This window comes from Streptomyces mutabilis (assembly GCF_046628145.1).
Lineage (GTDB): Bacteria > Actinomycetota > Actinomycetes > Streptomycetales > Streptomycetaceae > Streptomyces > Streptomyces mutabilis.
The window spans coordinates 1,073,046-1,089,297 of the sequence record NZ_CP176874.1; the positions used below are offsets into that span (position 1 = coordinate 1,073,046).

Here is a 16,252-nt window from a genome sequence, read left to right on the forward strand (position 1 = left end):
ACGAACCCGGAAGGAGGACGAGTGCCGCAGTCGAAGAGAGACAAGCCGGACACTCCCCTGCGCTCGGACGCCCAGCGCAACCGCGAGCGAATCCTGGAAGTGGCCACGGAGGAACTGACGCACTGCGCGAACGCCCCGTTGAGCGCCATCGCCAAGAAGGCGGGGGTCGGGCAGGGCACCTTCTACCGCAATTTCCCCAACCGCGAGGCCCTCGTCCTGGAGGTCTACCGCTACGGCATGCAGCAGGTGGCCGACGCCGCGCCCGAACTGCTGGCCACCCGGGAACCCGACCGGGCCCTGCGCGAGTGGATGGACCGCCTCGCCGAGTTCGCCATGACCAAGGCGGGCCTGGCGGACGCGATCCGGCTGGTCACCAGCGCGCCCGGGGCACCGGAGAAGCCGCGCCCCACCCCGGTCATGGACGCGGCCGAGCTCCTGCTCCGTGCGAACGAGGAGGCCGGCACCATCCGGCCCGGGGTGTCCGGCGACGACTTCTTCCTCGTCATCGGCGGTCTGTGGCTGATCGGTCCCGGCGAGGACTGGCAGCCGCGGGTCACCCGGTTCCTGGACTTCGTCATGGACGGGCTGCGGGCGGGAGCACCCCGCCGGTGACCGCGTCACGCAGGCGGTAGCGGCGTTCGGGGCGGCCTGCCACGCCGTAGCGCAGGGAGACGTCCACGCTGCCCGTGGTGTGGAAGTACTCCAGGTAGCGGCGGGCGCTGACCCGGGAGACGCCGGTGAGCGCGGCGCACTCACTGGCCGACAGGGTGCCCTCGGCCGCACGCAGGGTGCGTTCGACCAGCTCGGCGGTCTCCACGCTCATGCCCTTCGGCAGCGCGGGGACCGGTGCGGCGGGCGCAGCAGCTCCGGCCAGAACACGGTCGACGTCCGCCTGGCTGCGGACCACCGTGCCGAGGAGCCGACCCCGCTGGACGGCGTAGCGCTCCAGCCGGACCCGCAGGTCCTCGAACTCGAACGGCTTGAGCAGGTAGTCGACCACCCCGTGCCGTACGGCGCCGCGCACCGCGTCCGCCTCCCGGGCCGCGCTGATGACCATGACGTCGCAGTCGTGGCCGGCCGCGCGCAGCCTGGGGATGACGTCGAGGCCGAAGACGTCGGGCAGGTACAGGTCGAGCAGGACGAGGTCGGGGCGCAGCTCACCGACGGCGGTGAGGGCCTCCTCCCCGGTGCCGGCGACCCCGAGGACCCGGAAGGGCTCGACGCGTTCGACGAAGGCGCGGTGGACCCGGGCCACCATGAAGTCGTCGTCGACCACGAGGACGCCGATCGCGGAGGCGGTGGCCCGAGGCGCCCCCGCCCCGGGCAGGGCGGTCGTGGCGGTCGCGTCGGCCGTGCCGCTCGTACCCGTCATGGTGCTGCTCCTTCCGCCACCGCGTCGGTGAGGTGGCTGACGGTCATGCGTGCGGTGAACATGGCCCCCTCCGGGGTGTTGGTCACCGAGATCTCACCGCCGTGACGTTCGCAGACCAGCCGGGTCAGCGCCAGGCCGATGCCGCGCTCGCCCTGCCGGGCGGCCTTGGTGGTGAAGCCGTGCGAGAAGACCTCGCGGGCCAGTTCGGGCTCCACTCCGGGCCCGGAGTCGCGGACCACGATCTCGACGCTGGAGGCGTCCTGCCTGAGCTCGACCTCGACCCAGGCCTCGCGGCCTTCACCGGACGCCGCGGCGGCGTCCACGGCGTTGTCGACGAGGTTGCCGACCACGGTGGCCACGTCGGCGGCGTCCTCGGGGGTCAGCCGGTCGAGCGCCGTACGGTCCGACAGGCGCAGGGCGACCCTGCGCTCGGCCGCGAGTGAGGTCTTCGCCGTCAGCAGCGCGGCGACCGCGGTGTCGCGGACCCGGCGGCTGAGCGTGACGTCCAGGGACTGGCGGCGCTGGTTGAGCGCGCGGATGTAGCGCACCACCTCATCCTGCTCGCCGATCTGGATGAGCCCGGAGATGGTGTGCAGCTGGTTGGCGAACTCGTGGGCCTGGGCGCGCAGCAGCTCCGAGGTGGAGCGGAAGGAGCCGATCTCCCGCTCCAGGCGAGCCAGTTCGGTGCGGTCGCGCAGGGTGGTGACGGAGCCGAGCGGTCGGCCGTCCTTGGTGACGGTCATGCGGTTCATCACCAGGACCCGGCCGTGGCGGACGACGACCTCGTCGCGCGGTTCGGCCGCTTCGGGGGTGGCGCCGGCGAGGACGTCGCGCAGCCGTCCGTCGATGCCGAGGCCGTCCAGGCTCTGGCCCACGCAGTCGGCGGGCAGGCCGAGCAGGCGCCGGCCCATCTCGTTGACCAGGGTGAGCCGGTGCTGCGGGTCGAGGGCGACCACGCCCTCGGCGATGCCGTAGAGCATGGCCTCCCGGTGCTCGGCGAGTCCGGCGATCTCGCGCGGCTCCAGGCCGAGGGTCTGGCGCTTCACGCGCCGGGCGAGCAGCCAGGAGCCGGCCACGCCGAGGCCGCTGGCGATGCCCAGGTAGGCGAGCAGGTAGGAGGAGGCGCCGCTGAGGCGTTGCCAGACCGTCGGGTCGGCCTCGCCCACCATCACCGTGCCGAGGTGCCGGCCGAGGGTCTGCCGGGTGGCGCCGAGCACCGGGACCTGGGCGACGAGTTCCCGGCTGCCCTGCACGGTCAGCGGTCCCGACCAGCCGCGCCCCGCGGCGACGTCCTCGCCGCGCGGCAGCCGGCCGCCGATCAGTGTGGGGTCGGTGGAGCTGACGACGCGGCCGTCGGCGTCGGCCACGGTCACCGAGGTGACGCCGGACTGGGTCTGCGTCGAGTTGACCAGCGGGGCCAGGGCCTCCTGCGGCACCGGGCGCAGGAGCTGGCTGCGCACCAGCGGCGTGGCGGCCAGCTGTTCGGCGAGGGCGGTGACCCGGCGGCCCTCGACGCGGTTGAAGGTGGCCTTGGACTGGGCGAGCGAGACGGCGGCCACCGCGAGCAGGACCACCACGACGATGGCGAGCTGGAGGACCAGCATCTCGCCCGCGAGGGTCTGACGGCGGAAGGTGGGGGCCACGGCGGACTCGTTCTCGGCTGGCGAAGGGGGACGGGCGGGTGTGCCGGGTCGCCATCATGGCGCTCACCTGCGGCGAAGGAAAGGGATGTGCCGTCTTCGCAATGAACCGGCGACCCCGCGGCGACCAACCGGAAACTCCCGCAGGGGGCACATCGGGACTTCCCGGGGGACGAACCGGGCGGTCCCGGGAGGCCACCCGCGGCGACCGCAATGACCACAACCTCCCTTGGTTCCGCAAGGAAGACACGGGGCAGGGGCGCGGGCACCATGTGGCCCACGTCACCCTCCCCCACAGGGCTTCCCCGTACCCGATCTACCCAACCGACAGGTGGTGTCATTCGTGCGCCTGCGCACCCCCCTTGCCCTGCTAGGGGCCGCCGTGCTCGTGCTCGCGGGACCGCCGTTGCTCTCCACGGGCAGCGACTCCGAGACCGGCACGCAGATCCCCGGCCTGCGCTTCATGGTTCCCAACACACCCGGCGGCGGCTACGACATCACCGCCCGCACGGCCGCGAAGAACGCCGAGGACGCCGGGCTCACGCACAACATCGAGGTGTTCAACCTGCCCGGGGCGGGCGGCACCGTGGGTCTGAGCCGGCTGGTGAGCGAGCACGGCAACGGCAAGCTCGCGATGTCCATGGGCCTCGGCGTGGTGGGCGCCGCCCGTTCCAACCACGCGCCCAAGACCCTGGCCGACACCACGCCGATCGCGCGGCTCACCGAGGAGCAGGACGTCGTGGTGGTCGCCAAGGACTCGCCGTACAAGACGATCGACGAGCTGATCAACGCCTGGAAGAAGGACCCGGGCAAGATCCCCGTCGGGGGCGGTTCGTCGCCGGGCGGGCCCGACCACCTCGCGCCGATGCTGATGGCGCAGGCCGCCGGGATCTCTCCCAAGTCGGTCAACTACATCCCCTTCGACGGCGGCGGCGAGCTGCTCGCGTCGATCCTCGGCAACAAGGTCGGCTTCGGGGTCTCCGGCGTCGGCGAGTACCTGGACCAGATCAAGGCGGGCGAACTGAGGGTGCTCGCGGTGACCGGCCCGGAGCGGGTCGACGAACTGAAGGACGCGCCGACGCTCATGGAGTCCGGCTACGACGTGGACTTCACCAACTGGCGCGGCATCGTCGCCCCGCCCGGCCTGTCCGAGGCGGAGCGGAACAAGCTGACCCGCCTGTTCGAGGAGCTGCACGACTCCCCCGAGTGGAAGAAGTCCCTGGAGCAGAACGGCTGGGACGACGCCTTCCTCACCGGTGAGGAGTTCGGCGCGTTCCTGGACGCCCAGGACAAGCGTGTGGTGTCGGTACTGAAGGAGCTGGGACTGTGACGACGCCGACGACCGAATCCCCCACCGGAGCGGCCAAGGGCCGGCGCGCGTGGCTGCGCGACCACTCCGAACTGGGCGTGTGCGTCCTGCTGCTGGCGCTCGGCGTGCTGGTGCTGACCGACGCGCTCACGATGGACGTGGACATCACCCAGCGCGGGCCGGTCGGCCCGAAGACCGTGCCGATCGTCGTCGGCATCGGCCTGCTGGTGATCGCCGCGCTGCTCGCGGTGGACGTCCTGCGCGGCGGCCGGGGCGAGGCCGAGGGCGGCGAGGACGTCGACCTGTCCGAGCCGGCCGACTGGCGCACGGTCCTGCTGCTCACCGGCATCTTCCTCGGCTCGGCGGTGCTGATCGAGCCGGCCGGCTTCCCGGTCGCGGGCGCGCTGCTGTTCTGGGGCGCGGCCTTCGCCCTGGGCAGCCGCCGCGTGGACCGCGATCCGCTCATCGCCGCGGTGCTGTCCCTGCTCACCTACGTCGTCTTCGACAAGCTGCTCGGCGTGCCGCTGCCCGGCGGTCCGCTGATGGGAGTGCTCTGACATGAACGCCCTCAACTCCCTCATGGACGGGTTCGGGACGGCCCTGACCCCGGTCAACCTCCTGTGGGCCGCGCTCGGGGTGCTGCTCGGCACGGCCATCGGCGTCCTGCCCGGCATCGGTCCCGCGATGGCGGTGGCGCTGCTGCTGCCGGTGACGTACGGACTCGACCCGGTCGCCGCGTTCATCATGTTCGCCGGCATCTACTACGGCGCGATGTTCGGCGGTTCCACCACCTCCATCCTGCTCAACACCCCCGGGGAGAGCGCCGCCGTGGTCGCGGCCATGGAGGGCAACCCCATGGCCAAGTCGGGGCGCGGCGCACAGGCGCTGGCCGCCGCCGCCATCGGCCACTTCGCGGGCGGCATGATCGGCACGGTCCTGCTGGTGGCGCTGGCGCCGACGGTGGCCGACCTGGCGGTGGACATCGGCGCGCCGGACTACTTCGCCATCATGGTGCTGGCGTTCATCGCGGTGACCTCGGTGCTGGGTTCCTCGCGCGTCAGAGGCATGGCCTCCCTGCTGATCGGCCTGACGATCGGCCTGGTGGGCCTGGACCAGATGACCGGCCAGCAGCGGCTGACCTTCGGCTCGCTCCAGCTCGCCGACGGCGTGGACGTGGTGATCGTCGCGGTCGGGCTGTTCGCGATCGGCGAGGCGCTGTGGGTGGCGGCGCATCTGCGGCGCGGGGCGGCGGAGCCGATCCCGGTGGGCAGGCCCTGGCTCGGCCGGGGTGACGTGAAGCGGACGTGGAAGTCCTGGCTGCGCGGCCCGTTCATCGGCTTCCCGTTCGGCGCGATCCCGGCCGGCGGTGCGGAGATCCCGACGTTCCTGTCGTACGTCACGGAGAAGCGCCTGTCCAAGCACAAGGACGAGTGGGGCAAGGGCGCCATCGAGGGTGTGGCGGGCCCGGAGTCGGCGGCGTCGGCCTCGGCGGCGGGCACGCTGGTGTCCATGCTGACGCTGGGCCTGCCGACGACGGCGGTCGCGGCGGTCATGCTGGCCGCGTTCCAGCAGTACGGCATCCAGCCGGGACCGCTGCTCTTCGAACGCGAGCCCGAGCTGGTGTGGGGCCTGATCGCCTCCCTCTTCGTCGGCATGGTGCTGCTGCTCGCGCTCAACCTGCCGCTGGCGCCGGTGTGGGCCAAGCTGCTGCGCATCCCCCGGCCGTACCTCTACGCGGGGATCATGTTCTTCGCGGCGGTCGGCGCGTACGCGGTCGGCGGCGAGGTCGTCGACCTGGTGACCCTGCTGGTCATCGGCCTGGTCGGGTTCGGCATGCGGCGCTACGGCCTGCCGATCCTGCCCGCGGTGATCGGCGTCATCCTCGGCCCGAACGCCGAGCAGCAGCTGCGCCGCGCCCTCCAGATCAGCGACGGCAGCGTGACCGGCCTGGTCAACACTCCGTTCGCGGTGACGGTGTACGCGGTGATCGTGCTGCTGCTGGCTTGGCCGCTGCTGAAGCGGCTGGTGACGCGGGGGCGTTCGCGAGTCGACGCCTGATACCCGTTCCACTGCGGCCGGCCCGTCCGGCGGCCCGTGGGATCAGGCACGGCTGACGCCGCGGCCCGGTACGTCGATGCCGTACCGGGCCGTCTTGCGGTAGAGCGTGGCACGGCTCATGCCCAGGCGTTCCGCCACCTCCGCCATCGTGGTGCCGGGCTCGGTCAGGCAGCGCACGATCTCGTCGCGTTCCAGTTCCTGGAGGCGGCTCAGCCGGCACCGGGCGCCGGTGAAGACCTCCGCCGGCAGGTGCCGGGCGTCCACCAGGTCAGCCCGGGACGCCGCCGCGCGCACCACACGCCTCAGCTGGCGTACGTTCTCCGGCCACTCGTACGAGGTCAGAGCCCGTACGGCGCCCGGTGTGAAGGTCACTTCGTGGCCCCGGTGGCGGCGCGCGAAGTGCCGGGCCAGCGGCATCACGTCGTCCGGGCGGTTCCGCAGGGGCGGCACCTCGATCACGGTGTCCACGAGCGGGGTCAGCTCGGGCGGGATCGCGGACCAGTCCGACGCGGTCAGCGCGAACGGCTGCATGCGGGGGCGTGCGTCCTCGCCCGTGCGGCGGACCCGGGTGAACAGCCCGGCCAGCTCCGCGGCGGCCCACGCGGGCAGCGTGTCCACCCGGGAGACGATGACGCAGGTGTCGTCCTTGGCCAGTTCCGGGGTCCACAGCGACAGCCAGGCCCGGATGCCGTCCGGCGCCGGGGGCCGCGCGGACAGGACCCGCTCCCGTGGCGCGGCCGGCCTGCGTGCCGCCGAGACCAGTGCCGTCCGGCCCGCGCCGGGCTCGCCGACGACCGCCACCACGCGTCCTTCGGCCAGCGCGGCGCGGGCCGTCCCCAGGCACTGCCGCCAGGCCGCGGACAGGGGACGCTCGGCGTCGTCGTAGCCCTCGGTGCCGTCGGCGTAGACCCGGAAGACCTCGCCGCGCGGCAGGGGACGGACCCGGCGGCCCGATCCGCGCGCCAGCATCAGTGCCGTGGTGCTCCCGGCGGTCGCCTGGGCCAGCGCCAGCAGGAGCTGAGAGGAGGAGTCCGACCAGGTCGTGAGGTTGACGGTGCCGGCGACCTGCCCGGTGACCGGATCGAGGACCGGCGCCGCGGCACAGGTGTAGCCGCGCAGTCCGGTGCAGAAGTGCTCCTCGGCCCGCACCAGCGACGGGGCGCGGTCGGCGAGGGCGAGACCGAGCCCGTTGGTGCCGGCGTTGGACTCGGCGAAGTAGAAGCCGGGCGCCAGGTGCACGCGGTCCAGGGAGCGGTCGATCGAGGCGTCGTCGCTGAGCCGGCACAGCACCAGGCCCTCGTGGTCGGTGATCATCATGCTGACCGGCTCGTTCGCCAGGGTGGCGCGCAGCCCTTTCAGTACCTCGTGACCGCACTCGTACAGCAGTGATCCGGTGTCCACCGAGCCGGTGAAGACGGGCCGCATCTCCTCCGGCGTCAGTCCGTACGTCTCGCTGCGCCGCCACGACGCCCGCAGGCGCACGGGGAGCGCGACGGCCTCGCCGCCGGCCGCGAGGGAGACGTCCGTGTGCGCGTTGTCCACTTCGACCTCCGCGGGACGCGTCGTTGCGTCGACGCGTGCCACGCTACTGCCCACCGGTCCGGATCCCGCCGGTCCGGATGTCTCAAAGTGAGACACCCGACGGCTGCCGCCGCCTCTCCCCCGCTTCCTACGGTGCTCCACAAGCTGCCGACGAGATGGAAGGGACGCCATGTACCGCAAGGACGGCGAGAACTACTTCATCGTGGACGCGCACGTAGCCCTCTGGGACGCACGGCCCGACAACCAGCGCAACATCCACGGGAAGCAGTTCATCGACTGCTTCTACGACTACCACCGCAACCTCAGCCCCGAGTCCGAGGTGTGGCCGTACGAGGAGTTCCTCTACTACGGCGGCGAGCGGCTGATGAAGGACCTCTTCGTCGACGGGTACGTCGACCACGCGATCTTCCAGCCCGCCCGGCTCGGCGCGTTCTACGGCACCGGCTTCGGGCAGACCGAGGAGGCGTTCGCCCTCACCCGCAAGCACCCCGGCAAACTGACCTACAACCACTGCTTCGACCCGCGCTTGGAGGAGGCGGGCCTCAAGCAGCTGCGCGAGGACGCCGCGCGCTTCGGCCTGAAGGGCGTCAAGCTCTACACCGCCGAGTGGCAGGGCGACTCCCGCGGCTACAGGCTCGACGACCCGTGGACCTACCGCTACCTGGAGGCGTGCCGGGAGCTGGGCATCAGGAACATCCACATCCACAAGGGCCCCACCATCCGCCCGCTGGACCGGGACGCCTTCGACGTGGCCGACGTCGACAAGGCCGCCACCGACTTCACCGACCTGAACTTCGTGGTCGAGCACTGCGGCCTGCCCCGGCTGGAGGACTTCTGCTGGATCGCCACCCAGGAGCCCAACGTGCACGCCGGGCTCGCCGTCGCGATCCCGTTCATCCACAGCCGGCCCCGCTACTTCGCGCAGATCATCGGGGAGTTGATCTACTGGCTGGGCGAGGACCGCATCCAGTTCTCCAGCGACTACGCGCTGTGGACGCCCAAGTGGCTCGTCGAGCGGTTCGTCGATTTCCGGATACCGGCGGACATGGACGAGTACCCGCAGCTCACGGTCGCGCAGAAGAAGAAGATACTCGGCCTGAACGCGGCCGCCATGTACGGCATCGACGTGCCCGCCGAGGGCCGGCTGCCCGCGCCGGCGGTGGTCTGACATGTGGGCCGCGCAACTTCGGGCGGCTGCGCTCTGCGCACTCGACGCCGTGTACGACCCCGAGCTGGACGAGCCCATCACCGACCTCGGGTTCGTCCGCTCGCTGACCGCCGACGACGGCCGGATCACGGTGCACCTGCGGCTGCCGACGTCGTTCTGCTCCCCGAACTTCGCCTACCTCATGGCCTCCGACGCCAAGGACGCCCTCACGGCACTGCCCGGAGCCCGCGAGGTCACCGTCCTGCTCGACGACCACCACGACTCCGACCTGATCAACCGGGGCCTGGCGGCCGACGCCGGATACCGCGGCACCTTCGGCCACGAGGCGGAGCGGGATTTGGAGGAACTGCGGGGGATCTTCCGCCGCAAGGCCCACACGGCCGCCATGGAACGGGCGCTCACGGCACTGCTGCGCGCCCGGCCCGACCTGGCCGAGGAACGACTCGGCGAGGTGGTGCTGGGCGACCTGCCGGACACCGCCGCCACCCGGGCGCTGCTGCGCCGCCGCGCCGCGCTCGGGCTCGGCACCGGGCGCACGGAGCCGGCTCTCGTGGACGACGACGGCCGCCCGTTCCCGCCCGGGGAGATCCCGCTGCGCCTGCGGTTCGCCCGGTCGGTGCGCATCTCGATCGACGGCAACGCGCACTTCTGCCGCGGGCTGCTGCGCACCCGCTACCCCGACTCCGCCGCCGACCAGGCGCCTCGATCCCGCGACGAAGGGAACCCGGAGGGCGCCGGCCCCGCCGCCCACCGGACGACGATCAGGGAGAACATCGCATGATGGCAGTCCAGGTCGTCGGGTACGGCGACCACCCGCTCGACAACATCCGCATGGCCGAGGTGCCCGCCCCCGAGGTGTCCGGCCCGCACGACGTGATCGTGCGGATCGGCGGCGCCGGGGTGTGCCGGACGGACCTGCACATCCTGGAAGGGCAGTGGGCCGAGAAGTCCGGCGTGCGCCTGCCGTACACCATCGGGCACGAGAACGCGGGCTGGGTGCACGCCGTCGGCAGCGCCGTCACGAGCGTCGCCGAGGGCGACAAGGTCATCGTCCACCCGCTGATGACCTGCGGACTGTGCCGGACCTGCCGGGCCGGCGACGACGTCCACTGCGAGCAGTCGCTGTTCCCCGGCATCGACACCGCCGGCGGATACGCCGAGTACCTCAGAACGTCCGCGCGCAGCGTGGTGCGCCTCGACGACTCCCTCGAACCGGCCGACGTCGCGGCCCTGGCCGACGCGGGGCTGACCGCCTACCACGCGGCGGCCAAGGCGGCGCGGCGGCTGCGGCCCGGTGACCGGTGCGTGGTCATCGGCGCGGGCGGCCTCGGCCACATCGGCATCCAGGTCCTGAAGGCCCTCACCGCCGCCGAGCTCGTCGTCGTCGACCGCAACCCGGAGGCGGTGAAGCTGGCCCGGTCCATCGGCGCCGACCAGGGCGTCGTCGCCGACGGCGACCACGTCGAAGAGGTGCTGGAGCTGACCGGCGGCCACGGCGCGGAGGTCGTCGTCGACTTCGTCGGCGAGGGGGGCGCCACCCGCGACGGCGTCCGCATGCTGCGCCGGGCCGGCGACTACCACGTCGTCGGATACGGGGAGAACATCGACGTCCCGACGATCGACGTCATTTCGTCCGAGATCAACTTCATCGGTAATCTCGTTGGCAGCTACACCGACCTGTGCGAGCTGATGGTGCTCGCGGCGCAGGGCCGGGTAAGGCTGCACACGGCGACGTACCCGCTCGACCGGTTCCAGGACGCGCTGGCGGACCTGGACGCCGGACGGGTCCGCGGGCGCGCCGTCCTCGTGCCGTGACCGGAAGACACCCGGTCCGCCATCACAGAAAGCGAACGTCATGATCTTCATTACGGCGAAGTTCCAGGTACTGCCGGAACACGCGGACCAGTGGCCGGAGATCTCCGGCGAGTTCACCCGGGCCACCCGTGAGGAACCGGGCTGCCTCTGGTTCGACTGGTCCCGCAGCCTCGACGACCCGTCCGAGTACGTCCTGGTGGAGGCCTTCCGCGACGACGAGGCCGGCGCCGCGCACGTCCAGTCGGCGCACTTCCGGGCGGCGCAGGAGAAGCTGCCGCGGTACCTGGCCCGCACGCCCCGCATCGTGAACACGACGCTCGACCAGGACGGCTGGTCGGAGCTGGGTGAGATGGCGGTCGAGTAGGACCCGGAGCCCGTCGGGACGGCTCTCGCGGGCCGGGCCGGCGGGCCGCCTCGCCGGCCCGGGCGCGAGGGCCGCCGTCAGCCGAGGAAGCTCAGCCGGACCCGGCGGTCGGGGTTGTCCCTGTTGGTGTCCACCAGGCACACCGACTGCCAGGTCCCCAGCTCCAGACGGCCGCCGATCACGGGGAGCGTCGCGTGCGGCGGTACGAAGGCGGGCAGGACGTGGTCGCGGCCGTGGCCGGGGCTGCCGTGGCGGTGCTGCCAGCGGTCGTCGGCGGGCAGCAGGGTGTGCAGGGCGGCCAGCAGGTCGTCGTCGCTGCCGGCGCCCGTCTCGATGATGGCGATACCGGCGGTGGCGTGCGGGACGAAGACGTTGAGGAGGCCGTCGCGGCCGGCCGCCGCTTCGCGCAGGAAGGACTCGCAGTCGCCCGTGATGTCGGCGACCCGCTCCGCCGAGCCGGTGGCGAGGTTCAGAACTCGGGTGGTGAAGGCAGCATCTGGCATGCCCCCATCCTGACACCGGGGGAAGATCGGGGCTCGCTCCGCCGTTGGTGGAAGCGTGAACGACATACGTGAGGTCGAGGTCGTCGTCATCGGTGCGGGCCAGGCGGGTCTCGCCGCCGCCCATCACCTGCGGCGCACCGGGTTCGAGCCGGAGCGCGACTTCGTGGTGCTGGACCACTCCCCCGAGCCGGGCGGCGCCTGGCAGTTCCGCTGGCCGTCGCTGACGTACGGCAAGGTGCACGGCATGCACGCGCTGCCCGGCATGGAACTGACCGGAGCGGATCCGGCGCGGCCGTCCGCCGAGGTGATCGGCGAGTACTTCGCGGCGTACGAGAGGACCTTCGACCTGCGGGTGCGGCGGCCCGTCGACGTCCGCGCGGTGCGCGAGGGGACGGGCGGGCGGCTGCTCGTCGAGACGTCCGCCGGGACCTGGTCGACGCGGGCGCTGATCAACGCGACCGGCACCTGGGACCGCCCCTTCTGGCCGCGCTACCCGGGGCAGGAGACCTTCCGCGGGCGGCAGCTGCACACCGCGCAGTACGCCGGTCCCGAGGAGTTCGCCGGGCAGCGCGTGGTCGTGGTGGGCGGGGGTGCCTCGGGGACGCAGCACTTGCTGGAGCTGGCCCCGTACGCGGCTGCCACCACCTGGGTGACCAGGCGGCCGCCCGTCTTCCGGGAGGGTCCCTTCGACGAGGAGGCGGGCCGGGCCGCGGTGGCGCTCGTGGAGGAGCGGGTGCGGCAGGGGCTGCCGCCGAAGAGCGTGGTGTCGGTGACCGGGCTGCCGCTGAACGACGCGATCCGGGCGGGGCTGGAGTCCGGAGTGCTGGACCGCCTGCCCATGTTCGACCGGATCACCGAGGAGGGCGTGGAGTGGGCCTACGGACGGCGGGTGGCCGCCGACGTGATCCTCTGGGCGACCGGTTTCCGGGCGGCCATCGACCATCTGGCGCCGCTGCGGCTGCGCGAGGCGGGTGGCGGGATCCGGGTCGAGGGGACGCGCGCCGTCGCCGACCCGCGCATCCATCTCGTCGGCTACGGACCGTCGGCCAGCACCATCGGCGCCAACCGGGCGGGACGCGCGGCGGTACGGGACATCAGGCGGCTGCTGGCCGAGGAGGAGCCGGTCGCCGCGTGACGCCCCGCCGGGGTCACTTGTCCCGCGTCTCGCCGGAAGCGCTCTGCCCGACGCGGTTGAACTCGGCGACGTTGCGCTGGTGCTCGGCGTAGTCGGCGGTGAAGCGGGTGTCGCCCGGTTTGACGGTGACGAAGTACAGCCAGTCGCCCGGCGTCGGGTTGATCGCGGCGTGCATCGCGTCCTCGCCCGGGTTGGCGATGGGTGTGGGCGGCAGTCCCATGCGCTGGTACGAGTTGTAGGGGCTGTCGATCTTGGTGTCGTCGGTGGTGGTCTTCAGGGTGGAGCGGCCCAGGGCGTAGTTGATGGTGGAGTCCATCTGGAGCGGCATCCCGCGCTCCAGCCGGTTGAAGATCACCCGGGCCACCTTGCCCATGTCCTCCTTGGTGGCTGCCTCCGCCTGCACGATGCTGGCGATGGTGACCGCCTGGTAGACGTTGAGCGCGTTGCGCTGGGCGCCGGCGGCGACGGGGGCGCCGGTGAACTTCTTGTTCGCCGCGTCGACCATGGCCGTCAGCAGCTTCTCGGGCGTCGGGTTCTCGCCGAGCGGGTAGGTCGCCGGGAAGAGGTAGCCCTCGGGGTTGCCCTCGGCGTCGTTGGGAAGTTCGAGCTCGGCCTTGGCCAGCGACTTCTTGGTGGTGCCCGCGGGCAGGGCGAGGGTCTTGTCGATGGTGGCGTAGACCTGGGTCGCCCGTCGGCCCTCCGGGATCACGAGGGACGTGGGGCGGGACTCCCCCTCGTCGTCCGTCATCAGCAGCGGCACCGCCACGGCGGTGCCGGCCACGACGGCGCCGGTCGCGATCAGGGCGATGCGGCCCCGGCGCGTCAGTCGGATCCTTCTCCTGGTGCCTCTCGCGCCGCGTGGCGGAGTGTTCGTCTGCATGCGGGCACGGTAACCCCTATAAGCACACAAACCTGGCATATCGTCACCTTGTCGGCTCCAGTCGGGCGTCCCTTCGGACCAGTGCCGCGTATCGTCCGTCCCGCTCCAGCAGTTCCTCGTGCGTGCCCTGTTCCGCCAGGCGCCCGGAGTCGAGGACCACGATGCGGTCGGCGTCCCGGACGGTGGACAGCCGGTGGGCGATGGTGATCGTGGTGCGGTCGGCGGAGAGCGCGTCGATGGCGTCCTGCACGGCGGCCTCGGTTCGGGTGTCCAGGGCGCTGGTCGCCTCGTCGAGCACCAGGACGGGCGGGTCGCGCAGGATGGTCCGGGCGATGGCCAGGCGCTGCTTCTCACCACCGGAGAACCGGTGTCCGCGTTCGCCCACGACCGTGTCGTAACCGTCCGGCAGGGCCGCGATGTGGTCGTGGATCTGCGCCGCCCGCGCGGCTTCCTCCAGCTCCGCGTCGGTGGCGTCCGGCTTGGCGAAGCGCAGGTTCTCGGCGACCGAGGCGTGGAAGAGGTACGTCTCCTGCGAGACGACGCCGACCGCGCGGGCGAGGGTGTCGAAGTCGAGGTCGCGCACGTCCACGCCGTCCAGCGTGACCCGGCCGCCGGTCACGTCGTACAGCCGCGGCACCAGGTGGCCGAGAGTGGACTTGCCCGCGCCGGTCGGGCCGACGACGGCGAGGCTGCTGCCGGCGGGGACGGTGACGGTGATGCCGTCGAGGACCGGGCCGCCCTTGCCGTCGTAGCGGAACTCGACGTCCTCGAAGCGGACCTCGCCCTTGACGTGGTCCAGGTGGACGGGGTCCTCCCGCTCGGTGATGTCGACCGGCAGGTCGAGGTATTCGAAGATGCGCTGGAACAGCGCGAGCGAGGTCTGGATCTGGACGCCGGTCGACAGCAGGCTCACGGTCGGGCGGAACAGCCCCTGCTGGAGCGAGACGAAGGCGACGATCGTGCCGAGCGAGACGTCGGGGCCGCCGAGCTGGAGGGCGATGCCCGCGGTCCAGTAGATGACGGCCGGCATGGCGGCCATGACGATCGTGATGACGGCCATCCGCCAGCGGCCCGCCATGTTCGACCGCACCTCCAGGTCGACCAGGCCCTCGGACTCGTCGGCGAAGGCCCGGGTGAGCGAGTCGGAGCGGCCCATGGTGCGGCCGAGCAGGATGCCGCTGACGGAGAGCGACTCGGTGACCGTGGCGGCCATCGCGGCCATCTGCTTCTGGCGCCGGGTGGTGATCTTCCTGCGCTCCCTGCCGACGCGGCGGCTGATCCACACGAACACCGGGAGGAGGAGCAGCGAGACGACGGTCAGGCGCCAGTCGAGGACGACCATGGCGGCGATCGTGGCGACCACGCTGGTGAGGTTGGAGACCAGGGAGGTCGCCGTGGAGGTGACGGTGGCCTGCATGCCGCCGATGTCGTTGGCGATGCGGGACTGGACCTCGCCGGTGCGGGTGCGGGTGAAGAAGGCGAGGGACATCTGCTGGAGCCGGCCGTAGACGGCGGTGCGCAGGTCGTGCATGACCCGCTGGCCCACGGTCGTGGAGATCAGCGTCTGCAGCACTCCGAAGACACTGGTGAGGACGGCGCCGAGGATCATGCCGAGGGCCAGCAGGCTCAGCAGGCCGGTGCGCCCCTCGGGGATCGCTACGTCGAGGATCTCCTTCAGCAGGAAGGGGGTGGCGACCGAGACCAGCGACGCGGCGCCGACGAGCAGTCCGACGACCGCGAGACGGCCGCGGTAGGGGCGGAAGAGTCTCAGGATGCGACGCACCTGCCGAGGCTGTTCCTTCGCGTCGGCGGGTGCCTGCCAGGCGGATTCGCGATCGGGATGCATGGGCTCCTACGGAGGTCGGGAGGGGGCGGTGGCGACGCCCGGGCCTGCCGGTCGGCGTCCGTACCGCACGGACGCACCGGCCTCACGGACCATAGCTCATTGTTACCTATACTCACAATGAACCTTGTCCTGATATTGTTCCCGCATGACCGCCCCCGATCCCGACGGCCTGCTCGCCGAGCAGTTGCTGCGCCTCACCCGCCGGGTGCACCGGATTCAGAAACGCCATCTCGAGCACCGCGACCTGGGCATCACACCGGCCCAGTCCCGGCTGCTGCGCACCCTGGCGCACTACGCCTCGCCGCCCCGCATGGCCGACCTCGCCGAACGCCTGGAGGTCGTGCCCCGCGCCGTGACGACGCTGGTCGACGGGCTGGAGGCGGCCGGGAAGGTACGCCGGGTGCCGGATCCCGACAACCGACGGGTGATCCGGATCGAGCTCACCGACGACGGGCGCGCCGCCCTGCGCGAACTGCACGCGGGGCGCCGCGCGGCCGCGGAGGAGATCCTCGCGCCGCTGACGGACGGTCAGCGCACGGTGCTCGGCGGGCTCCTGGACACCCTCGTCGACGGTCCCACGGCCGAACGGGGCGACCGGGCCCCGTGACGCAGGGCGCACG

General features: G+C 72.1%; 16 protein-coding genes. 10 read left to right on the plus strand and 6 right to left on the minus strand.

Annotated elements, in window-relative coordinates; translation table 11 throughout:
- The first annotated feature begins 21 nt into the window (after positions 1-21).
- The gene (locus ACLIN4_RS04520) at positions 22-612 is read left to right on the plus strand and encodes a TetR/AcrR family transcriptional regulator (protein ID WP_290012297.1); all 591 of its coding nucleotides are present in this window, start codon (positions 22-24) and stop codon (positions 610-612) included.
- Here the strand turns inward: ACLIN4_RS04520 and ACLIN4_RS04525 are convergent.
- Positions 575-1,372, minus strand: a complete 798-nt coding sequence (locus tag ACLIN4_RS04525) for a response regulator (RefSeq protein ID WP_100044900.1) — start codon at positions 1,370-1,372, stop codon at positions 575-577. The genes ACLIN4_RS04520 and ACLIN4_RS04525 overlap by 38 nt on opposite strands.
- Positions 1,369-3,015: a sensor histidine kinase gene (locus ACLIN4_RS04530; RefSeq protein WP_411575520.1), complete on the minus strand. Its 1,647-nt coding sequence runs from the start codon at positions 3,013-3,015 to the stop codon at positions 1,369-1,371. Before ACLIN4_RS04530 ends, ACLIN4_RS04525 begins: the two co-directional genes overlap by 4 nt.
- 340 nt (positions 3,016-3,355) lie before the next feature.
- On the opposite strand from ACLIN4_RS04530, the gene ACLIN4_RS04535 reads away from it, so the two are divergent.
- From ACLIN4_RS04535 to ACLIN4_RS04545, 3 genes are read left to right on the plus strand one after another with little or no spacing between them, the layout of a single operon-like run.
- Positions 3,356-4,342, plus strand: a complete 987-nt coding sequence (locus ACLIN4_RS04535) for a Bug family tripartite tricarboxylate transporter substrate binding protein (RefSeq protein ID WP_179350214.1) — start codon at positions 3,356-3,358, stop codon at positions 4,340-4,342.
- Entirely contained in the window at positions 4,339-4,878 is a 540-nt protein-coding gene (locus ACLIN4_RS04540) for a tripartite tricarboxylate transporter TctB family protein (protein ID WP_100044897.1), read from the plus strand. The genes ACLIN4_RS04535 and ACLIN4_RS04540 overlap by 4 nt, the downstream gene beginning before the upstream one ends.
- A gap of 1 nt (position 4,879) precedes the next feature.
- On the plus strand, positions 4,880-6,379 hold the full coding sequence (locus ACLIN4_RS04545) for a tripartite tricarboxylate transporter permease (protein ID WP_107479365.1): 1,500 nt from the start codon (positions 4,880-4,882) through the stop codon (positions 6,377-6,379).
- Between the two features lie 42 nt (positions 6,380-6,421).
- On the opposite strand, the gene ACLIN4_RS04550 is transcribed toward ACLIN4_RS04545, so the two are convergent.
- Positions 6,422-7,921 (minus strand): GAF domain-containing protein, encoded by a 1,500-nt coding sequence (locus ACLIN4_RS04550; protein WP_411575521.1) that lies wholly within the window; start codon positions 7,919-7,921, stop codon positions 6,422-6,424.
- A gap of 169 nt (positions 7,922-8,090) precedes the next feature.
- Here ACLIN4_RS04550 and ACLIN4_RS04555 point away from each other — a divergent pair, with 169 nt between their 5' ends.
- Genes ACLIN4_RS04555 through ACLIN4_RS04570 form a run of 4 tightly spaced genes read left to right on the plus strand, consistent with a single transcriptional unit; the run spans position 8,091 to position 11,268 of the window.
- Complete coding sequence (locus tag ACLIN4_RS04555; RefSeq protein ID WP_411575522.1) at positions 8,091-9,089, plus strand: amidohydrolase family protein; 999 nt, start codon at positions 8,091-8,093, stop codon at positions 9,087-9,089.
- A 1-nt stretch (position 9,090) separates the two neighbouring features.
- A complete protein-coding gene (locus tag ACLIN4_RS04560) occupies positions 9,091-9,870 on the plus strand; it encodes an iron-sulfur cluster assembly protein (protein ID WP_381939904.1) in 780 nt (259 codons plus the stop codon).
- Positions 9,867-10,904, plus strand: coding sequence for an NAD(P)-dependent alcohol dehydrogenase (locus ACLIN4_RS04565; protein ID WP_411575523.1), 1,038 nt, complete (start codon positions 9,867-9,869; stop codon positions 10,902-10,904). The genes ACLIN4_RS04560 and ACLIN4_RS04565 overlap by 4 nt, the downstream gene beginning before the upstream one ends.
- A gap of 40 nt (positions 10,905-10,944) precedes the next feature.
- Positions 10,945-11,268: a putative quinol monooxygenase gene (locus tag ACLIN4_RS04570; protein WP_073731250.1), complete on the plus strand. Its 324-nt coding sequence runs from the start codon at positions 10,945-10,947 to the stop codon at positions 11,266-11,268.
- A 77-nt stretch (positions 11,269-11,345) separates the two neighbouring features.
- Here ACLIN4_RS04570 and ACLIN4_RS04575 read toward each other — a convergent pair whose 3' ends face one another.
- On the minus strand, positions 11,346-11,771 hold the full coding sequence (locus tag ACLIN4_RS04575) for a YjbQ family protein (protein ID WP_107477537.1): 426 nt from the start codon (positions 11,769-11,771) through the stop codon (positions 11,346-11,348).
- Positions 11,772-11,826: 55 nt separating this feature from the next.
- Here ACLIN4_RS04575 and ACLIN4_RS04580 point away from each other — a divergent pair, with 55 nt between their 5' ends.
- Positions 11,827-12,906: an NAD(P)-binding domain-containing protein gene (locus ACLIN4_RS04580; protein ID WP_381939907.1), complete on the plus strand. Its 1,080-nt coding sequence runs from the start codon at positions 11,827-11,829 to the stop codon at positions 12,904-12,906.
- 13 nt (positions 12,907-12,919) lie between these two features.
- Here the strand turns inward: ACLIN4_RS04580 and mltG are convergent, their stop codons facing one another.
- Together mltG and ACLIN4_RS04590 are read right to left on the minus strand one after the other, a co-directional pair.
- Positions 12,920-13,786: an endolytic transglycosylase MltG gene (gene mltG, locus ACLIN4_RS04585; protein WP_290012299.1), complete on the minus strand. Its 867-nt coding sequence runs from the start codon at positions 13,784-13,786 to the stop codon at positions 12,920-12,922.
- A 43-nt stretch (positions 13,787-13,829) separates the two neighbouring features.
- Entirely contained in the window at positions 13,830-15,632 is a 1,803-nt protein-coding gene (locus ACLIN4_RS04590) for an ABC transporter ATP-binding protein (RefSeq protein ID WP_107477539.1), read from the minus strand.
- A gap of 145 nt (positions 15,633-15,777) precedes the next feature.
- Between ACLIN4_RS04590 and ACLIN4_RS04595 the strand changes: the two genes are divergently transcribed.
- Positions 15,778-16,239, plus strand: coding sequence for a MarR family winged helix-turn-helix transcriptional regulator (locus ACLIN4_RS04595; protein ID WP_100044889.1), 462 nt, complete (start codon positions 15,778-15,780; stop codon positions 16,237-16,239).
- Positions 16,240-16,252: the final 13 nt, after the last annotated feature.

Excerpts from the sequence above, each read along its gene's own strand:
- ACLIN4_RS04525 (WP_100044900.1), bottom strand. The coding sequence starts at position 1,372 with ATGACGGGTACGAGCGGCACGGCCGACGCGACCGCCACGACCGCCCTG.
- ACLIN4_RS04545 (WP_107479365.1), top strand. The coding sequence starts at position 4,880 with ATGAACGCCCTCAACTCCCTCATGGACGGGTTCGGGACGGCCCTGACC.
- ACLIN4_RS04555 (WP_411575522.1), top strand. The coding sequence starts at position 8,091 with ATGTACCGCAAGGACGGCGAGAACTACTTCATCGTGGACGCGCACGTA.
- ACLIN4_RS04560 (WP_381939904.1), top strand. The coding sequence starts at position 9,091 with ATGTGGGCCGCGCAACTTCGGGCGGCTGCGCTCTGCGCACTCGACGCC.
- ACLIN4_RS04565 (WP_411575523.1), top strand. The coding sequence starts at position 9,867 with ATGATGGCAGTCCAGGTCGTCGGGTACGGCGACCACCCGCTCGACAAC.
- ACLIN4_RS04570 (WP_073731250.1), top strand. The coding sequence starts at position 10,945 with ATGATCTTCATTACGGCGAAGTTCCAGGTACTGCCGGAACACGCGGAC.
- ACLIN4_RS04575 (WP_107477537.1), bottom strand. The coding sequence starts at position 11,771 with ATGCCAGATGCTGCCTTCACCACCCGAGTTCTGAACCTCGCCACCGGC.
- mltG (WP_290012299.1), bottom strand. The coding sequence starts at position 13,786 with ATGCAGACGAACACTCCGCCACGCGGCGCGAGAGGCACCAGGAGAAGG.
- ACLIN4_RS04590 (WP_107477539.1), bottom strand. The coding sequence starts at position 15,632 with ATGCATCCCGATCGCGAATCCGCCTGGCAGGCACCCGCCGACGCGAAG.
- ACLIN4_RS04595 (WP_100044889.1), top strand. The coding sequence starts at position 15,778 with ATGACCGCCCCCGATCCCGACGGCCTGCTCGCCGAGCAGTTGCTGCGC.